This is a genomic window from Parvimonas sp. D9, from assembly GCF_035282565.1.
Taxonomy (GTDB): domain Bacteria; phylum Bacillota; class Clostridia; order Tissierellales; family Peptoniphilaceae; genus Parvimonas; species Parvimonas micra.
In genome coordinates this window covers 72,183-90,264 of the sequence record NZ_JAYKBM010000004.1, presented here as the reverse complement: position 1 = coordinate 90,264, position 18,082 = coordinate 72,183, and the positions used below count along the sequence as shown (strand labels likewise).

The window sequence follows — 18,082 nt, the reverse complement described above, 5'->3', positions numbered from 1 at the left end:
TTACTCCTTTTCAATAGAAACCTTAACAGTTGCGACTATTTCAGGATATACTCTTACAGGAACTGTCAAAGTGCAAAGTGATTTTATATTTTCTTTTAATTCTATTTTTCTTTTATCAATTTCTATTTTATGTTGTTTTTTTAAAGCATCACTAATATCTTGAGAAGTTATCGAGCCGAAAAGTTTATCTCCGTTTCCTGTTTTAGTCTTTATAACTACTTCCAATTTTTCTAAAGTTTCTTTTAATTCTTTTGCATTTTTTATATTTTCAGCTTCAATTCTCTTTAATTCAGCTTGTTCTTTTTCCCAAATTTCAAGATTTTCCTTAGTTGCTTCTTTAGCTAATCCGTTTGGAATTAAAAAGTTTCTTGCATACCCGGTCTTCGCATTAACGAGTTCTCCCGCTTTCCCAAAACTTTTTACATCTTTAATTAAAATTACTTTCATCTATACTTTCCTCCAATAAATATTCATCTATAGCTTTCTTCAATTTCTCAATTGCTTCTTCCATCGAACAATCAAGCCTTGCTCCTGCTGAAGTGTAATGTCCACCACCACCAAGTTTTTCTAAAATTAATTGAACTGAAATTTTACCGAGACTTCTTCCGCTTATGTGGATTTGACCTGAAACAATAGTTAAAACAAAACTGCATTCTATATCCAAAACCCCAAGCAATTCATCAGCAGCCTGTGCGGCAATCAACATAGACTCCTCAATTTCTTCCGGAAAGACTCCAATACAAATATAATTCCTGTATGAAATTGCATTTGATAAAACATTTGATTTTAATTTTATTGTATTGAAATTATCTTTAAAAAGTTGTTTTACTGCAATACTATCCGCTCCAAATCTCTTCAAATAGGATGCCATTTCAAAAGTCCTTACTCCTGTTTGATAATAGAAATTTTTTGTATCTACGACAATCCCTGCAAGTAAAGATTCTGCAATTAATTTATCCAAATCAATTTTTTCAAACATATAATAAATTATTTCAGTTACGAGTTCACAGGCAGATGATGCATAAGGTTCAAGATAAGTCAACATTGGATTTTCAACAAAATCTTTTCCTATTCTGTGATGATCAATTACAACAATTTTTGAAGTAACATCTAACAGATATGGTGCTTCCGTTGAAAGTGTTCTAGAATTATCTACCAATATAACCGAGCTTGTATCTCTACAAATATCATACGCTTTTTCCGGAGGAATCATCATATCTACATAATCAGGTTCTCCCACTCTAACTCTATCATAAATATTTCTAATTGTAACGGGAACGTCTTCTAAAACCATATAACAATCTTTTTTCAATTCTTTACAAATTGCCATAACGCCAAGTGCCGCTCCAAAACAATCCATATCCGGATTTTTATGTCCCATTACAAAAACTTCTGAAGATTCTCTTATTATGTTTTCAAGTGCTTGAGAAATAACTCTCGCCTTTACTTTATTTCTTTCAACACCTTTATTATTTTTTCCACCATAAAAGTCCAAATCTTCTCCATTTTTGAAAACAATTTGTGCTCCTCCACGACCTAAAGCCATATCAAGAGCAGTTTGAGCTTCTTTATATTTTTCAAAAGGATTTTTTCCGCCAAGACCTACACCGATACTTAAAGTCGGTTTTATATTACCGGAAATCTCTATTGCTTTTAATTTTTCAATAATACTGAATTTATCATGTTTAATCTTTTGTAAAATTATATCATTTGATATAACAATATATTTTCCCGAATCATACTTTCTAATAATTGCACCTAAACTTGAAAAATAATTTATAATAATTTTATCCATTTCAGCAATTAATATAGCTTTAAAGTCTTCTTTGACATTGTTTCTAACGTCTTCGTAATTATCAATGTATATCACAATAGAATTTAAAGTTTCTTCTTCATATTGCTTTTTAAGTTTTGAATATGCCAGGTTGTCTATTAAATAAATAATTACATTAACATCCCCATTATCCTCGTCTTTTACTACATTATAATAAACTAAATAATTAAACTTTTTCGTTTCCCAATTTACTTTCCCATAACCTTTTTTCAAAACTTCAGTAATATTAAAACTTGAAATTTCCGAATTAATATCAATCCCAATAATATCACTTCCTGAAAAAAGTTCTGAAAATTCCGGACTGTACCATTTAACTCTACCTTTGTTGTTAAGTACAGCAACAGGGAAAGGCATTTTGTAAACCACCTCACTGGCAATATTATCCAATGAGTCTTTGTACTTCCTTATATCTTCTTCATATTCAATATTTTTATTCTTTATATAATACAAAACTAAAATAAATGAAATAAAAGTTAGTATAAAGGACACAATTCCAAATATAAATTGAAAATAAAGCACAAAAGCAGAGATTAAAACCATAAATAAAAATAAAACATAAAAATCTGATAATTTAATTAATTTTTTTCCCATTTCACACCTCGCTTAACTGAACTATAAATTCCATAAATAAAATAAACTACATAAATGATAGCAAAAAATATTGAAATAAAACTGAATATATTTGCCACTATTTTATTCATCCTTGCACTTAAAAATACATTAGACTTTATAAAACCTTGAATTGTCATTATTCCTACAAATGCTATAAGTAAATTTAAGCAAATCAAATAAACTTCATAAAAGTTTTTTACACCATTGATATTTACAAAAATCATTACAGCTATAACCGCTATGCTGAAAAACAAAAATTTAATATCGAATGGTATTATAATATTATCTGAATCCCTATCAATTTTATAAATTCTTTTAGATAAAAATAAATATCCTATAGCACAGAATACATAAGAAATTATAAAAGAAGATGAAGGATAAATATTTGACATTTTATTAATAAAATCTTCTGCATTTTTTATATTCAAAATCTCTTTATAATTTTCAAAATTATTAAAAAATTCAGTCATATTATTTATCAATAATTCATAAGACTTCGCATTTACTTTTAAAATCATAAAATCACTTACAAGTAAAACAGTCATAACCAGTGCGCTTCCAAGCAGAACTTTATAACCGTCTGTACTGCTATCCATCCCTTTTATAATTATAAAAGAAATAAATACAGGGATAAGTGAAGTGAAATTTCCTAAAATAAATAATGACAATACAAAAAACATTCCTGCTGATAAAATATAAGTTCTAAAGTTCGATTTCTTGTATAAAATTACCATAGGAATAAAACTCAATAAATTGAGAATAGGAAACATAACCATTCCTACAGTCAAAAAATAATATAAAAATATTTTTTTATTTTGCATATTATACCTCTATATCAATAACATTCTCTAATAAATTATTCTTTAATGTCTTGTAACAAAATTATCTTTATCTTAAGGTATAAAGACACTTTTATTATACCATATTTCCGATTATAAATAAATGCGTTGAAAATTTAATTTTGACAAAGAAAAACAGCAAATCTTTTGAATTGCTGTTAAAAAAGTTTCACGATAAAATTTATCTATATTTTTTCATTATATACTTAAGTTTTGGCGTTTCAATAACTTCATCAATTTCAAAACCAACTTTAGTATAAAGATTTTTTGCATTTTTATTAGAATCAAAAACATTTAAAGAAATACTTTTTATACTTTCATCTTTAAAAATCAAATCTATAAAACCTCTTATTGCCTCTTTTCCAAAACCCATTCCTTGCTTTCTGGGATTTATTATAAATCTACCTATATGTATATTATCTTTTTCAATTCTTATTTGCTGAATCATTCCCAAAAATTCATCTTCATCAAATATAGAAAATACATTTTCCATTTCTCTAATTTTATCATAAGTCAATGGATATGAAATTTTTAGTCCCATCCATTGTTCTTGAAAAGCCTCTCCCCTTTCATTTGACCATTCACATAATAGTGTGGCATTTTCTTTTCTTAATCCTCTTTCAAATTTAATATCCATATAAAACCTCAATTTTAATATAATTTTTATTTTCTATACAAATAATTTTCTGCTTTAGATTTAATATATTTATTTCTAAAAGTAATAGCTATAGCTAGTGGTAAAACTATAAGAGGTAGACAAAAAGCAACCCCTGCAATAGCTAAAATTTTATATTGACTTCTACCATGTAAATCCTTGCTCATTCCGTTCAAAGCATCTGCAAAATAATTTAAAATTGATCCATTATTTACCATTGATAACAAAACAAACTCTATTATAACTAATGCTATAAATATAAGAGCTGTCAATCTTGCGGCAACATTGCATATCTCAATTCTTTTTTCTATACTTATATCTTCTGCATTTTGAATATTCTTAAACCATTTTTTTGCTCTTTCTTCTTTTGTCATATCTATTTCTCCTATAAATTTAAATTTCATTCATCTTAAAGTTTTAGTATTGCAATAACTTCATCTCCATCCATATCTGCATTTTCAACAAATCCAAATGAATGATACAACTCTTTAGCAATTTTATTTTCAGGTTCATAAGACAGCCAACAATATTCCGCTTTACCACAAGGGAATGATTTAATAAAATCTAAAGCAAGTCTCATAGCTTTTTTCCCAAAGCCTTTTTGTTGATAAGTCTCATCAATCATCAAACGCCACAGATTATAGTTTTCCTTTGCTATATTCGGAACATTTTCCCAAGTTTCATCTACATCATAGCCAATCATCAGAAAACCAATAGGCATATCGTCATCATAGATTCCAAAGGGAAAAACAACTCCGTTTGCAGTAATAGTTAGATATGCTTCAATAATGCTTACGTCATTAGATGCAACAAAATTTTTTTGTGATTCAGATACCTTTAATTTAAGTATTTCCCATATGTTATTCCTATTTATTTTTTCTAAACGAAGCACAACTACCTCCAAGTTTTTTATTTATTCTATTCTTATTATAACACAAAATTATTTATTTATATATCTGTAATGGTTATTATGCTATATTTCTAATTATAAATAAATCCATTGTAAATTTAATTTTGACAAAGAAAAGCCCCAAATCTTTTATTCTGATTTGGGGCTTTACATTATAAGCTAATTACATTTTGTTATCTATTTTTTCTTTTTTGAATAAAGAAAACCTACTAAACTTGTTACTGCTAACAATATACTTGAATTTGAAATATTAGTTTTTGGAAGACCCTTGTTAATTTTTGTATTCTTTTGTTTTGTTTGTATAACTTTATTTTTATCTTTTTTAGAATCTTCCTTCTTATTTAAAACATGAATTTGTGTTTTTGCATAACCATTTTTAAATTTAAACTCAAGATTATGATTTCCTTCTGTTAAAGAATTTTTAAATTCATTAGTAAACTCTACGATTGTACTACCTGATTTTACAGTGTACATTGATGGGTCAACAAGCTTGCCATCTAAATATACATTTTCAAAGTTTTTAACATCTTCATCCAATCTAAAGAATAATTTATGACCATCATTTTTTGTTACAGTTTGATTTTTACCATATAAAAATTCAATTATCTTAGGATTATTGTTATTTTGTTTATCTGATGAATTATTATTCTTTCCTTTTTCAAGCTTAGCTTTTAAAGAATTTACTTTTTCTTCAAGTTCTTTTATTTTTTTGTTAAGCTCATCAATTTCATTTTGTTTTTTACTTCCGGATTGCTTTGCCTTTTCTAACTCTTGCTTAGCTTTTTCAAGTTCTTGTTTAATTTTTTCAAGCTCTTTTTTTATTTTTTCTGAATCTTGTTTAGATTTTTCGAGTTCTTGCTCAATTTTTTCAAGTTCTTCTTTAATTTTTTCAAGCTCTTTTTTAGTCTTTTCTAAATCTTTTTCAAGCTTTTGTTTTTCTTTTTCCCCAACTATTGACGGAGCATTTTCTGTACTTAATTTATCTAATAAATCTTTATTCGGAGCAGTATATCCATTCCAATTTGGTGTTTCATTTTGAAGTTTAGAGTCTTCAATCGAATTTGTAGATTTTTTACCATCTATTGCATATCCTTTTGTTTTTTTGTCAATAGTTATTGAGTCAAGAACAGCTTTTCCACCTTCACTCTTACTCATATAACTATTTCCACCACGCAAATATGCATTATCAACAGAAATTGTTCCATTACCTGAAACTCCATTTCCACCTTTACCTGCAAATCGACCATTTCCTCCAACAGCAATTAAAGTTCCTTTTCCTGTTACTGTTCCCTCTAATTTTAAAGCGTCTCCTCCATTACTTGTAAGAGCATAGCGACCACCTGCAAAAAGTCCAAGTTTTGAATCTTTTTCAATAGTTAATGTTTTACCTTTTGCAATCTCCATTGCTCCTTGTCCTTTATATTGTTCACCTGTAGGAGCTTCATCTCCACGTATAAATACATTACCTTTTATAGTTGCATTACCTTGAACACTTACAACTGGAGTTTGTATATGTTTTGCATTTTTTCCATCAGTTAAATAATTGGCATTTGAATAAATAACAGAGTTTTGTAGCGTTGCACCATCTTTTAAAATTATTTGACCATTTATAGAAGATCCGCTTGCAAAACTCTTGTGGTAGTCATCATAATTTACTTCAAGAGTTCCACCTTTTTCAACAGTTATTTTGCCATATAGTGATGAATCTGAAAGATTAAGTTTACCACCGTCTTTTACTACGATATTTACAGAACTTAAAATTTTCATATTTACAAGGTAAAGTTCTCCTGTTACAACTAAAGTTTGAGTAGTAGGTTTATTTTCATCAATCGGATAGCCTAATTCTGAATATTTTCCACTTTCTCTTGAACCAAACCAAAGTTTTAGATTTTTTGGAACAGTTACTTCTTCTTTATTTTTTCCAAACTTTTTGATTACCCAAGGTTTCATATCCCATTCTTTTTTTGTATCAGGATGTTTTAAAGGTTTAAACTCTTTATCTACCAATCTTTCCTCAAGAGTTACTTCATTTGTATCAAAAACTTCAAAATCTAATTCATTTGATTTTAATTTTCCATCTTTTGATTGTACAAAAACTTTATAAGTTCCTTTTTTAGAAGGAATTCCAGATAATTTAACACTATTATCTATTTTGGAGTATTTTGCCACCATACCGGAATCATCTGAAACCATTTTTGCTTCTAGTTGTAAATCATGTGTTACTTCTTTAGCATCCTTAAAATCTGAATCCGCTGGTTTTTCTTTGTCTGTATAGGCAATTTGTAATTTTACATTACTATTTTTATTTGAATTTACTCCTCCACCTGTAGCAGATGAAATAGAATCGTATTTTTTTTGTCCGATAATTGCCGCTTCAAATGAACCTACAATTCTCAAATAATATTTTTTTGCAGAATGATTGTCTTTTTTAACAAATTCTTTTCCTTTTCTTTCAAATGAAACAGATGTCCCGTCATTAAAGACAAATTTAACTATATGTCCATCCGGTACTTTTTGTCCAAGATATAAAATTTTATTTGCTTCATCTATAAAGTAAGCTGGTCCAAAAACAGCAACCTTACTGCTTACTTTTTTGTATTCCTTGTCATTTACAAAGATTTGCTTAATTTGTGCAATTTTATCCTTTAATTCAAGAGAATATTTATTATCATAATTTTTTTCTTCAATCACTTTTAATGAAAAATCATTTTGCCCTTTGTTGTCAGGAGTTTCATTTGGTGTAGAAGGTTTTTTATTATTTTTTTCTTCTATTTTTATAAAATTATCTCCATCTTTCTTAAATGAAACAGTACTTTTATCTTTAAATTCAATTTTTATAACTTCTTTATCCTTTAAATCTTGACCAAGGTATAAACAGTTATCTGATAAATCAACAAAAAATGTCTTTCCAAATACTGCAGCTTTATTATCTTTCTTTTCATATTCACTATTTTCTACAAAAATTTTTGTTATTTCCTTTAATTTATCTTTAGGTGTAATTTCATATTTATCTCTACTTCCTAGTTTACCTCTAATAAATTTTAAAGAAATATCATCTTTTTGTTCTTGTGTTGTCGTTTTTGCATTTAAAACTTGCATTTGACTAATTGGAATTAAGCACATTGAAAGACTTAAAACAATTGCTGTAAGTTTTTTCTTCATATAAACCTCCGAAATATTTTTTAATATAGATTAATTTTCAATATCGCTATTGATTATATTATATATCAATATATAAAGTCAAGGTTTTTTTATAAATTTTTTCTAACATATCATTTAAAAGTGTTTAATTATAGATTATTAAAAATTTTTAATTCCATTTCATTAATATTGACTATTCAGTCAAAAGATGATATACTTTAATTAAAATAAATTGACTGATTAGTCAAGTAAGGAGGACGTATTTATGACTACTAAAAATTTTGAAAAAGTTTCAGAAGATAAAAAACAAATGATAATAAATAAAGGTATAGAGATTTTCTCACAATTTTCATTTGTAGAAGCAAAAACTGATTTAATAGTTAAAGAAGCTGATATTTCTAAAGGTTTATTATTTTACTATTTTGATAATAAAAAGAATTTTTATTTATACCTACTTAATTATTCAGTAGATTTATTGACACAGAATTTAGAATGTAAAACTTATTATGATTTTTTCGATAACATTTTTAGTATTATGGATAAAAAATGTAATTTAATAAAAAAATATCCTAATGAAACTAAATTTTTAAATATGGCTTCTAAGGAAACAAGTAAAGAAGTTGAAAAAGAAATTAAGGATATTTTTAGTCAATATCACAAAAAATCAAATGAAAAATTAAAAATACAAATCTCTAATTCTATTAAAATATTTAACTTAAGAAAAGATATTGATCATGAATTAGTTGTGGATGCTTTATCTTTATATATTGATGCGATTGTAATAAAACATCTCAATCAATATCAAGACAATCCAATGGATTTATTCGACAATTATGATGAATTTAAAAATAGTATTAAGAAATATCTACATTTAATGCTTTATGGATTTCTTAATACAGATTGCTTAAGATAGGAGGATAAAATGTTTTATAAAAACCCTTATGAAAACTTATCAGGAAAACTTGAAAATAAAAAGCTTATTAATGCTGGCTTTTCGGAAAAAACTTATGATACAGGAACTGTTAAACTTAACTATGTTGTTGGTCCCAAAAACAGGCCTAGTTTATTGCTAATTCCTGCTCAAATGGGAATGTGGGAGAGTTATAAAAAAGTACTAATACCTTTATCTAAAATTTTTCAAGTTTATTCAATAGATATAAGAGGACATGGAAAATCTACTTGGACACCTGGTTATTATTCTTGGAAAATTGTAGGTGAAGACTTAAAAATGTTTATCAAAAATGTAATAAAAGAAAAAGTAATTATAAGTGGAAATTCATCTGGAGGTATTCTTGCCTTATGGTGTGCAGTTAATATTCCTGAATATGTTTCTGGAATTGTTCTCGAGGATGCCCCAATCTTTTCTACAGAGATGCCAAGATTTAAAGAACAAGATAAATTTGTTTACAATGGATTAAAACATCTTGTTGACAAAATTGGAAATATTGAAGATAGAGATTTAGCAGATTATTTTAGAGATATGGAAATGCCAGCTTCTGAAAAGAGAATTAAAAAAATTCCAAATTGGTTTGCCAATTGGCTATCAAGAAAGATAAAGAAATTTCAAAACAAATACCCTAATAAACCTATTGCAGTAGGATTCCCAGATAGTTTACGACTACTTATTAAATCATTGTCTATGTTTGATCCCGATTTTTCTAGAGCTTTTGTTGATGGAAGATTTTATGATGGTATTAAGCACGAAGAAGCCTTTAAAAAAACAAAATGTCCAATAATGCTTATTCATGCTGACTGGAAAAGGTATGAAAATTTTGGACTTGTAGGAGCATTTGATGAAGATGATGCTAAACATGCAATTTCTTTAGCTCCACAAATTATATATAAAAAAGTTCCTGCTAATCATGTAATTCACGCTTTTAAATCTAAAAAATTTATTGAATTATTAATAGAATTTAAAGAAAGTATTTAATAGTCAATTTAGAACAAAAAGAGCTGATATCTAAGATATAAAATCTGTAATCAGCTCTTTTTCTAAATTTTAGAATAATTTTTTTATTTTATATTTCTACAAATAAAATATCTTCTTTTTTCAATTCTAATTTCTTTTCAATTTTTCCATTTTTAAAATAATATGCTCACTATTTCTAAATGCTTCACATTGAGTGGGTATTCGAGAACCTTGTTGTCTCACAACAAAAGAGAAGACTTATATATTTTGATATAAAATCTTCTCTTTTTAAAAATTTGACATTCATTATTTTATTTTACATATCTCTTACATTTTGTTATAAAAATAAATTAACCTATTTCCAAAATTTATCTTCTTCCTCTTGTTGTTCTGCAAAAGTCCATACTTCTTGTATTTTTCCATTCTCTATTCTAAATAAATCAATACCGGGGTCATTTAGTTTTTGATCTTCTTTTTCAGCTAAAAAAACAACACTTGCAACAACAAAACAATCATTACTTGCAGCCCAATTTGTAATTACTCTAAATGTCCCATTGCTTCTTTTGGTAAATTCTCCTAAACGTTCTCCCAATGCCTCTTTTCCTTTAACAATTCCTGAAAGTGGACCTTCTCCTCCCATATGCCATACAATATTATCAGACATTGTTTCAAAAACAGATTTAAAATCTCCCTTTAATAATGCTTCTGTATAAGCATTATATACTTTCATAATTTCACTTTTCATAGCTAATCTCCTTTCTTTTTGAGGATTGATTTTCCTCTTACTATTATTATACTTTTTAAGTCTTGACTTTAAAAGTACGAACATTTATAATACATAGTATCTAATACGATACTATTACACAGCTTAAGGAGGTTTTTATGTCAACTATTTATGATAAATGCCCTTATGTTACTACTCAGAAAGTTTTACAAGGAAAATGGGCAATTGTAGTTTTATATCATTTAAGTACAGGTACTAAAAGATTTAATGAACTTGAAAGATTAATTCCTGAAGTTACTCGAACTGTTTTAACAAGGCAATTGCGTCAATTAGAACAAGATAAATTAATCACAAGAAAAGTTTTTGCTGAAGTACCTCCTCATGTTGAATACTCTTTAAGTACATTAGGTACTAAATTTCAGAAAGTTTTGAACGAAATAGAAATTTTTGGACTAGATTATATTTCTGAACTTAACAAAATTAATAATCCAAATGATAAATAAACTTATCTATTTAGAACAAAAAGAGCTGATTTTGAGGTTAAAACCTCTAGTCAGCTCTTTTTCTAAATTTCAGAATCTTTTTTTATATCTCAACGATTAAAATATCTTCTTTATCCAACTCTAAACTCTTTTCAATTTTTCCGTTTTTAAAATAATATGCCCCACCAACGCTTATTGGCTCTTCTTTTGTGATTGAATTTACTAAAAGAACATTATCTGATGCCGATTTAGATTGCTTTGCATAATCAGATTGTTCAGTATTTTTCCATTCATCTTTTGTGAAATTACAATACACAGGCCAAAGTAAAATTCCATTTGTTTTAAATTTTTCAGGACAAATCCACATATCGCCACATAGTGCAATTTTAAATTCTCTATTCTTATAGATAAAAGTTTCTGAAATCTCTCCTTCACAATAATGCTCATCGGTAATTGAATATTCTTTCCAATTTTTTGTAATTCTTCTATAATTATGGATTATTTTTCCTTTCTCAATTACTATAAAAGAAGAGTAAATCTTTTCTTTTTCTCTTTCGATATAGCCAATACCAAGGTCAATTTTATGTTTTTCACTAAGTTTTTTTAATCTTTCCATAGTTACAGACTCTTTTGTAATTGCAATACTTTTATCTATTTCATAATTCCAAGAAAGTGAGTCAAAGCCTTGCAAAAAAGTTTCTCCAAAACAAAGTAAATCAGCACTTCCATTAGAAGAGATAATCGCCTTTTCTATTTTTTCAATATTATATTCAATTTTCCCATTGTTAAATTCGTAAGAAACTAGTCCTATTTTCATATTCGCTCCATTAAAATACTTTTGACATCATATACTCATCTACATATTTTCCATTTACATACATCGTTTTTTTCTTTATTCCTTCAATAGTAAATCCGCTTTTTTCATATAATTTTATTGCAGATACATTTTCACATTCAACTGTCAACTCTAGTCTTATAATTTTGTTTTTAACTGCCCAATTATCAAGCATTTGGAATAGTTTTGTTCCTATTTTTCTATTACAGTAATTTTTTTGTATCCCAATTACTACATAAGCAGTATGTCTTATTCTTCTAAAAACACCCCTCTTAGCAGATAAAAATCCTACTATTTTTCCGTCCTCTATCACTCCTAAAAATAAATTATTTTCATCTTTTAAATTTTTTGCAAGTCTTTCCTCATTCCAAACTCTTTCATCAGGTTCAAACATCATAAAATCTGTTTCGCTGTCAATAATTTTAAGACAATTATAAAACTCTTTAACATCTGTATCAATCAATCTTCTAATTTCCATAATATTCTCCATTTTTTTAGTTTCATTTAATATAAATATTTTATCATATAATTAGTATTTATCAAAAATTATTTTTTGTAATTTTTTTGTTTTTGTAGTATAATCAAATTGCAAGGGAATTTCAATAAGATAATCCTTGTAAATTGTTGTTTAAGGAGGCAATATGAAAAGTATTAAAATTGATGAGTTTAAAAACTTTAAGTTTTTGGGAAATTTACATTTAAGTAAAAACGAAAAAAATCTATTCTATAGTGTTTCTAATATGAATTTAAAAAAAAATTCTTATGAGCATAGAATTTATAAAATGGATTTGGAAACTAAAAAGTCATTTGTTTTTACTAATGGTGCTAAGGAAAGTTCTTTCATTGAACTTTTAGACGGTTCTATTCTGTTTGCAGGTGATAGAGAAGGTAAAAAAGACGAGTCTGATACAACTAAATTTTACAAAATATGTACTTCCGGTGGAGAAGCGGTTTTAGACTTTACTGTTCCTGCTTTGGTAAATACAATAAAACAAATAAATGATGATGAATTTTTAGTTTTAGCTAATTTCAACAGAACAAAAGAATTGGAAAAAATAGAAAAAGAATCTAAAAAAGAAGAAGATAAAAAAGAAAATAAAGAAAAAACTTATGACGATTCTAAGGATTACTTAATTGCAACTGAAATTCCTTTCTGGGGAAATAATATTGGTTTTACAAATGAAGATAGAAGCAGACTTTATCATTTCAACAAAAAGACTTCTGAATTTATTCCATTAAGTGATGATATCACTGATATTTATGGTTTGGAATTAAATGAAGACAAAACTAAGGCTGTTTTTATTTCCACAACTTTTACGGGAAAAATGCCTCTTGTAAATGAGGTTAAAATTTTAGATATCAAAACTAAAACAGTTGACCTTCTAGCAAAAGATTTTTCTTTTGCTTATGCAAACTTTATTGATTCTAAAAATATTATAACCGTAGCAACAGATATGAAAGAATATGGTATAAATGAAAATTCAAATATCTACATCATAAATATCAAAGAAAAATCCTTTGAAAAAATTGTAAATGACAATTTTGATATGTGTATGAATAACTCTGTCGGAACAGATATGAGATTAACAGGTGGAAAAGGTATTTTAGTAAAAGAAGGATTTATGTACTTCATAAATACTGAGGTAAACAGTTCATATATTTATAGAATTGATAAAAATGGAAATCTTGAAAGATTAAATGAAAAATCAGGTTCTATCGATTGTATCGACGTTTCAAAAGATGGAAAAATTTATGCTGTTGCACTAAAAGATTCCAATTTGCAAGATATTTATGAAATTTCTATGGAAGAAGAAAATAGAATTTCTTTCCACAATGATACAACAGAATATTCACTTTCAGAAATTGAAGAAATCAACTTTACAAATGATGGAATTGGATTTATAGGATATGTTATGAAACCTGTTGACTATGATCCAAACAAAAAATATCCCGGTGTGCTTCATGTTCACGGAGGCCCTAAGACAGTTTTCGGAAAAGTATTCCATCACGAAATGCAGTTTTTAGCAAATAATGGATATTTTGTATTTTTCACAAATCCTAGAGGATCTGACGGTAGAGGAAAAGAATTTGCAGATATTCGTGGAAAATATGGAGAAATTGATTTTGATGACTTAATGAAATTTACAGATGCTGTAATTAAAAACTACCCTGCACTTGATGAAGAAAAGTTGGCAATTATGGGTGGAAGTTACGGTGGTTTCATGACTAATTGGGCAATCGGACATACAAACAGATTTAAGGCTGCTTGTTCACAACGTTCAATTTCAAATATGACTTCTGAATTTTTACTTACAGACATCGGATATTATTTCATTGACGACCAAATTTCTGCAACACCTTGGAATAATTACGAAAAATTGTGGTATCATTCTCCACTTAAATATGCAAATAAGGCACAAACTCCAACACTTTTCATCCATTCAGATGAAGACTATAGATGTTGGATACCTGAAGGAATTCAAATGTTCTCAGCATTAAAATATCATAATGTGCCTGCAAGACTTGTTATGTTCAAAGGAGAAAATCATGAACTTTCAAGAAGTGGTAAACCAATGCATAGAATAAGAAGATTAAAAGAAATATTAGAATGGTTTGATAATTATTTAAAATAATTTAGCAATAAGAACCCCAACCCTACCCTTCCACGATGCTTCGCATCGGTGGGTTCCCGGGAACCTTGTTGTTTCACAATTAAAAAGAGCTATGTTAAATTTTCACAACATAGCTCTTTTTTCATTATAATTTTGTTTAAAGTCCAATTCTTTTTAAATTTTCAACAGAAATTGTATCCATTTTATAGTCAAAATCTGTTGTAGTTTCAAAATACTCTCCATTTGTCAAAGGTTCATAAACCAAAACTGTTTTAATTCCCCTTTTCCTTGCAGTTTTTAATGGAGCTTCAGTATCATCAAAGAATATAATATCATCAACATCTTCATTATGTTTTTTTATTGCCCAATCATAATATCTTTCATCATCTTTTAAATATCCACAATCATCACAAGTTTGAATATAGTCAAAATACTTCATAAGTCCCGTTCTTTCCAAGCAATTTTTACAAAGTCCAATATTTGTAGCAGTATTCAAAGAAATCTTATAACCTTTTTCTTTAAGATAATCCAGAGCATTCATCACATTATCTTTTGCTCCGTAAATTTCGTCGTATCCCTCTTTCACATATTTTAAATTTTTGGCATAAATTTCATCCGGAGTTAAATCGAGATTATAATATTTTCCTATTGCAATTCCTCTTGCATAAAGTTTTTTTCCTTTAAACATTTCTTTTAGTTCATCTGTTTCTTCTAAATTCATCTCTTTAAGAAAATATGAACAACTTCCAAACCATCCACCAATAGAATCAATTAAAGTTCCGTCCATATCAAACATTATACACTTCATAATTTCCCCCTGATAATCAATATATAATTATGATAAAACAAATATTAATTTATCATAATACGCAAAGTCGTATTTATTTTATCATATTTTAGCTAATTTCTCAAACTATTATATACTAAATTATAGGATCTACCACTCTAAAAAAATAATCTGCAATTTGCTCAGGACTTTCTTCCATTTGATTTTTTATCCACCATTTTATTGTTTCAACAAATGTACAGCAAATATGATTTTTTAAAAATCTTTTAAACTTTTCATCTCCTGTATTATCGATAAAAATATATTCATCAATCACTTTGTACAGATATGTTTTGAAATATCCCAAAAACAAGTCATTACTTTCACAACTTAAAACCTTTATAAACTCTTCCTTATTTTCCTTTAAATGATAAAGTATATGTGTAATTAAAATTTTAGGATTTTTGTTTGAATTTTCAAAAATTTTTGAACATTCTCTACTTAAATCATTAGAAAATATATGTTCAAACAACTCACGACAAATTTCTTTTAACAAGTCATCTTTAGTTTCAAAATGAGAATAAAAAGTACTTCTACCTATATCCGCAAGGTCTATTATTTCTTGGACTGTTATTTTATTATAATTTTTCTTGGATAAAAGCTCTGTAAAAGCCATAAAAATTGCTTTTCTGGTTTTAATTTGTTGTCTATTCATAAAATCCTCCATACATTTTTAAAAAAATGTTCAAAGTATAACTTTTTTGTTTAATTGATTATTGATATGTAATATCTATAGTGATACAATTAAATCAAACAAAGTGTTCGTTATTAAATTAATTGTAGCATTATAGGTAAAAAAAATCAAGGAGGATATTATGATAAATAAAATGAAAGAACTTTTCAGCGGTTTATATTTTACTATAATTTCAATAGCGTTTTTTGTACTAAATGTTGTTTTAAATCTTTTAAAAATAGAAACTGTATTTAAGCCGGTGTGGATAAGTATTTTTATCTCCTCTTTTCCTTTCTTGGTAGGCGCTGTTAAAAACCTAATGAAATGTAAAATAAAAAATTCACTTTTAATCTCAATTGCAGTAATTGCATCAGTATTTGTGAGAGAATATTTTGCTGCAGCTGAAATTGCAATTCTTATGGCAATTGGAGAACTTTTAGAAGACTATACGGTTGACAGAGCTAAAAAAGGTCTTAACGACTTAATTTCTTCAACTCCAAAAAGGGCAAAGAAACTTTTCAAAACAGATTACTCTTATACTGTTAAAGAAGTTCCGATTGAAGAAATTGAAAACGGAGACTTGATTCGAGTTATGCCCGGAGAAATAATTTCAGTAGATGGAATTATAAAAGAGGGTTTTGCTTCTATTGACCAATCAATTCTAACAGGAGAAAGTTTACCGGTTGACAAAACCATTGGAGATGAAGTTTTCTGTGGTTCTATGAACTGTTTTGGAAGTATCGACATCATAGCCAAAGATGTTGAAAATTCATCCTTACAAAAATTTATCGACCTAGTTGAAAGAGCAGAAAAAGAACAAACTCCTATGCAGACTGTAATTGACAGACTTGCAGTTAAACTCGTTCCGACAGCACTTTTAATTGCAATTACAACTTTTGCTATAATGATGTTATATAATTTTGATTTATACACTTCAACAAATAGAGCAGTTACAGTTTTAGTTGTATTTTGTCCTTGTGCCCTATTCTTATCAACTCCAACTGCTGTTATGGCCTCAATCGGTCAAGCAAGTAAACATGGTGTAATTATAAAAACATTTAATGCCCTTGAAAAACTTGCAAAAGTTAATAAAATAGCCTTTGACAAAACTGGAACTCTAACTTATGGTAAATTGAATGTAAATGATATAGAAAACTTTTCAGATTTTTCTGATGAAAAAATAATGTCCTTAATCTCAAGTTTAGAATCAAAAAGCGAACATCCTATTGCAAAATCAGTAACAGAATATTTAGATGAAAAAAATATAAAAAAAGAAAATGTTGAAAACTTTAAAATGAAAATTGCAAGAGGTGTTGAAGGAGAAATTTTAGGAAATAAATATTTCTGTGGTAATGAAAAATACTTTAGAGAAAATAATATAAATATAAAAGATAACGTAAAAGAAAAAACCGAAAAATACTCAAGTGAAGCTAAGAATATAATTCTTTTTGGAGATGAAAAAGAAGTTTTATCAATTGTAACTCTATCAGACACTTTAAGAGAAAATGCAAAAGAAATGGTCGAAAATTTAAAAAACTTTGAAATTGAGCCACTACTTCTAACTGGAGACAATCTTTCAACTGCAAAATACTTTTCAGACAAAGTTGGAATAACAGAAGTAAAAGCAGAACTTTCTCCTGAAGAAAAGTTTGAAAATATAAAAAGTCTAAAAGAAAATAATGTAGTTTGTATGATTGGCGACGGAATAAACGATGCCCCAGCTCTTAAACTCGCAGATGTTTCAGTCGCAATGGGAAAAACAGGTAGCGACATTTCAATCGAGAGTGCAAATATTGTATTAATGGGACATGATGTTTCAAAAATAGTTTATCTAAAAAAACTTGCCAATGCAACAGTAAAGACAATAAAATTCAATATTATAATATCACTTTTAATTAACTTTGTAGCCGTAATTTTATCAGTACTTGGAGTTTTAAATCCGTTGATTGGTGCAATAGTTCATAATCTAGGCTCAATACTCGTAATTTTAAATGCGTCATTATTATATGATAGAAAATTTAATTAAATTT

At 27.4% G+C, this 18,082-nt stretch carries 17 protein-coding genes; 5 read left to right on the top strand and 12 right to left on the bottom strand.

Going from position 1 to position 18,082, the window contains the following annotated elements; translation table 11 throughout:
• The 7 genes from rplI to VJI94_RS05225 form a co-directional block, all read right to left on the bottom strand.
• Entirely contained in the window at positions 1–447 is a 447-nt protein-coding gene (rplI, locus tag VJI94_RS05255) for a 50S ribosomal protein L9 (RefSeq protein WP_004831866.1), read from the bottom strand.
• Positions 428–2,425, bottom strand: a complete 1,998-nt coding sequence (locus tag VJI94_RS05250; RefSeq protein ID WP_324008602.1) for a DHH family phosphoesterase — start codon at positions 2,423–2,425, stop codon at positions 428–430. The genes rplI and VJI94_RS05250 overlap by 20 nt, the downstream gene beginning before the upstream one ends.
• A complete protein-coding gene (locus VJI94_RS05245) occupies positions 2,410–3,267 on the bottom strand; it encodes a DUF2232 domain-containing protein (protein ID WP_118058385.1) in 858 nt (285 codons plus the stop codon). Before VJI94_RS05245 ends, VJI94_RS05250 begins: the two co-directional genes overlap by 16 nt.
• Before the next feature lie 199 nt (positions 3,268–3,466).
• Positions 3,467–3,922 (bottom strand): GNAT family N-acetyltransferase, encoded by a 456-nt coding sequence (locus VJI94_RS05240; protein ID WP_324008600.1) that lies wholly within the window; start codon positions 3,920–3,922, stop codon positions 3,467–3,469.
• Positions 3,923–3,948: 26 nt separating this feature from the next.
• Positions 3,949–4,344 carry a hypothetical protein gene (locus VJI94_RS05235; RefSeq protein ID WP_324008599.1) on the bottom strand — a complete coding sequence of 132 codons (396 nt, stop codon included), beginning with the start codon at positions 4,342–4,344 and terminating at the stop codon, positions 3,949–3,951.
• A 5-nt stretch (positions 4,345–4,349) separates the two neighbouring features.
• Positions 4,350–4,832, bottom strand: a complete 483-nt coding sequence (locus tag VJI94_RS05230; protein WP_324008598.1) for a GNAT family N-acetyltransferase — start codon at positions 4,830–4,832, stop codon at positions 4,350–4,352.
• 195 nt (positions 4,833–5,027) lie between these two features.
• A complete protein-coding gene (locus VJI94_RS05225; protein ID WP_324008597.1) occupies positions 5,028–8,012 on the bottom strand; it encodes a hypothetical protein in 2,985 nt (994 codons plus the stop codon).
• A 244-nt stretch (positions 8,013–8,256) separates the two neighbouring features.
• Here VJI94_RS05225 and VJI94_RS05220 point away from each other — a divergent pair, with 244 nt between their 5' ends.
• Entirely contained in the window at positions 8,257–8,904 is a 648-nt protein-coding gene (locus tag VJI94_RS05220; protein WP_324008596.1) for a TetR/AcrR family transcriptional regulator, read from the top strand.
• 9 nt (positions 8,905–8,913) lie between these two features.
• On the top strand, positions 8,914–9,921 hold the full coding sequence (locus VJI94_RS05215; protein ID WP_324008595.1) for an alpha/beta hydrolase: 1,008 nt from the start codon (positions 8,914–8,916) through the stop codon (positions 9,919–9,921).
• Positions 9,922–10,255: 334 nt separating this feature from the next.
• Here the strand turns inward: VJI94_RS05215 and VJI94_RS05210 are convergent, their stop codons facing one another.
• Positions 10,256–10,645 carry a nuclear transport factor 2 family protein gene (locus tag VJI94_RS05210; RefSeq protein ID WP_324008594.1) on the bottom strand — a complete coding sequence of 130 codons (390 nt, stop codon included), beginning with the start codon at positions 10,643–10,645 and terminating at the stop codon, positions 10,256–10,258.
• 137 nt (positions 10,646–10,782) lie between these two features.
• Here VJI94_RS05210 and VJI94_RS05205 point away from each other — a divergent pair, with 137 nt between their 5' ends.
• Positions 10,783–11,127: a helix-turn-helix domain-containing protein gene (locus VJI94_RS05205; RefSeq protein ID WP_324008593.1), complete on the top strand. Its 345-nt coding sequence runs from the start codon at positions 10,783–10,785 to the stop codon at positions 11,125–11,127.
• A gap of 82 nt (positions 11,128–11,209) precedes the next feature.
• Here the strand turns inward: VJI94_RS05205 and VJI94_RS05200 are convergent, their stop codons facing one another.
• Positions 11,210–11,923, bottom strand: coding sequence for a carbon-nitrogen hydrolase family protein (locus VJI94_RS05200; protein ID WP_324008592.1), 714 nt, complete (start codon positions 11,921–11,923; stop codon positions 11,210–11,212).
• Positions 11,924–11,933: 10 nt separating this feature from the next.
• The gene (locus VJI94_RS05195) at positions 11,934–12,419 is read right to left on the bottom strand and encodes a GNAT family N-acetyltransferase (protein ID WP_269752505.1); all 486 of its coding nucleotides are present in this window, start codon (positions 12,417–12,419) and stop codon (positions 11,934–11,936) included.
• Between the two features lie 163 nt (positions 12,420–12,582).
• Between VJI94_RS05195 and VJI94_RS05190 the strand changes: the two genes are divergently transcribed.
• A complete protein-coding gene (locus VJI94_RS05190) occupies positions 12,583–14,574 on the top strand; it encodes a S9 family peptidase (protein WP_324008590.1) in 1,992 nt (663 codons plus the stop codon).
• A 136-nt stretch (positions 14,575–14,710) separates the two neighbouring features.
• On the opposite strand, the gene VJI94_RS05185 is transcribed toward VJI94_RS05190, so the two are convergent.
• Positions 14,711–15,361 carry an HAD family hydrolase gene (locus tag VJI94_RS05185; protein ID WP_118058377.1) on the bottom strand — a complete coding sequence of 217 codons (651 nt, stop codon included), beginning with the start codon at positions 15,359–15,361 and terminating at the stop codon, positions 14,711–14,713.
• Between the two features lie 115 nt (positions 15,362–15,476).
• Positions 15,477–16,034, bottom strand: a complete 558-nt coding sequence (locus tag VJI94_RS05180) for a TetR/AcrR family transcriptional regulator (RefSeq protein WP_040596793.1) — start codon at positions 16,032–16,034, stop codon at positions 15,477–15,479.
• A gap of 160 nt (positions 16,035–16,194) precedes the next feature.
• On the opposite strand from VJI94_RS05180, the gene VJI94_RS05175 reads away from it, so the two are divergent.
• A complete protein-coding gene (locus VJI94_RS05175; RefSeq protein ID WP_324008589.1) occupies positions 16,195–18,078 on the top strand; it encodes a cation-translocating P-type ATPase in 1,884 nt (627 codons plus the stop codon).
• The last annotated feature ends 4 nt before the right edge of the window (positions 18,079–18,082 follow it).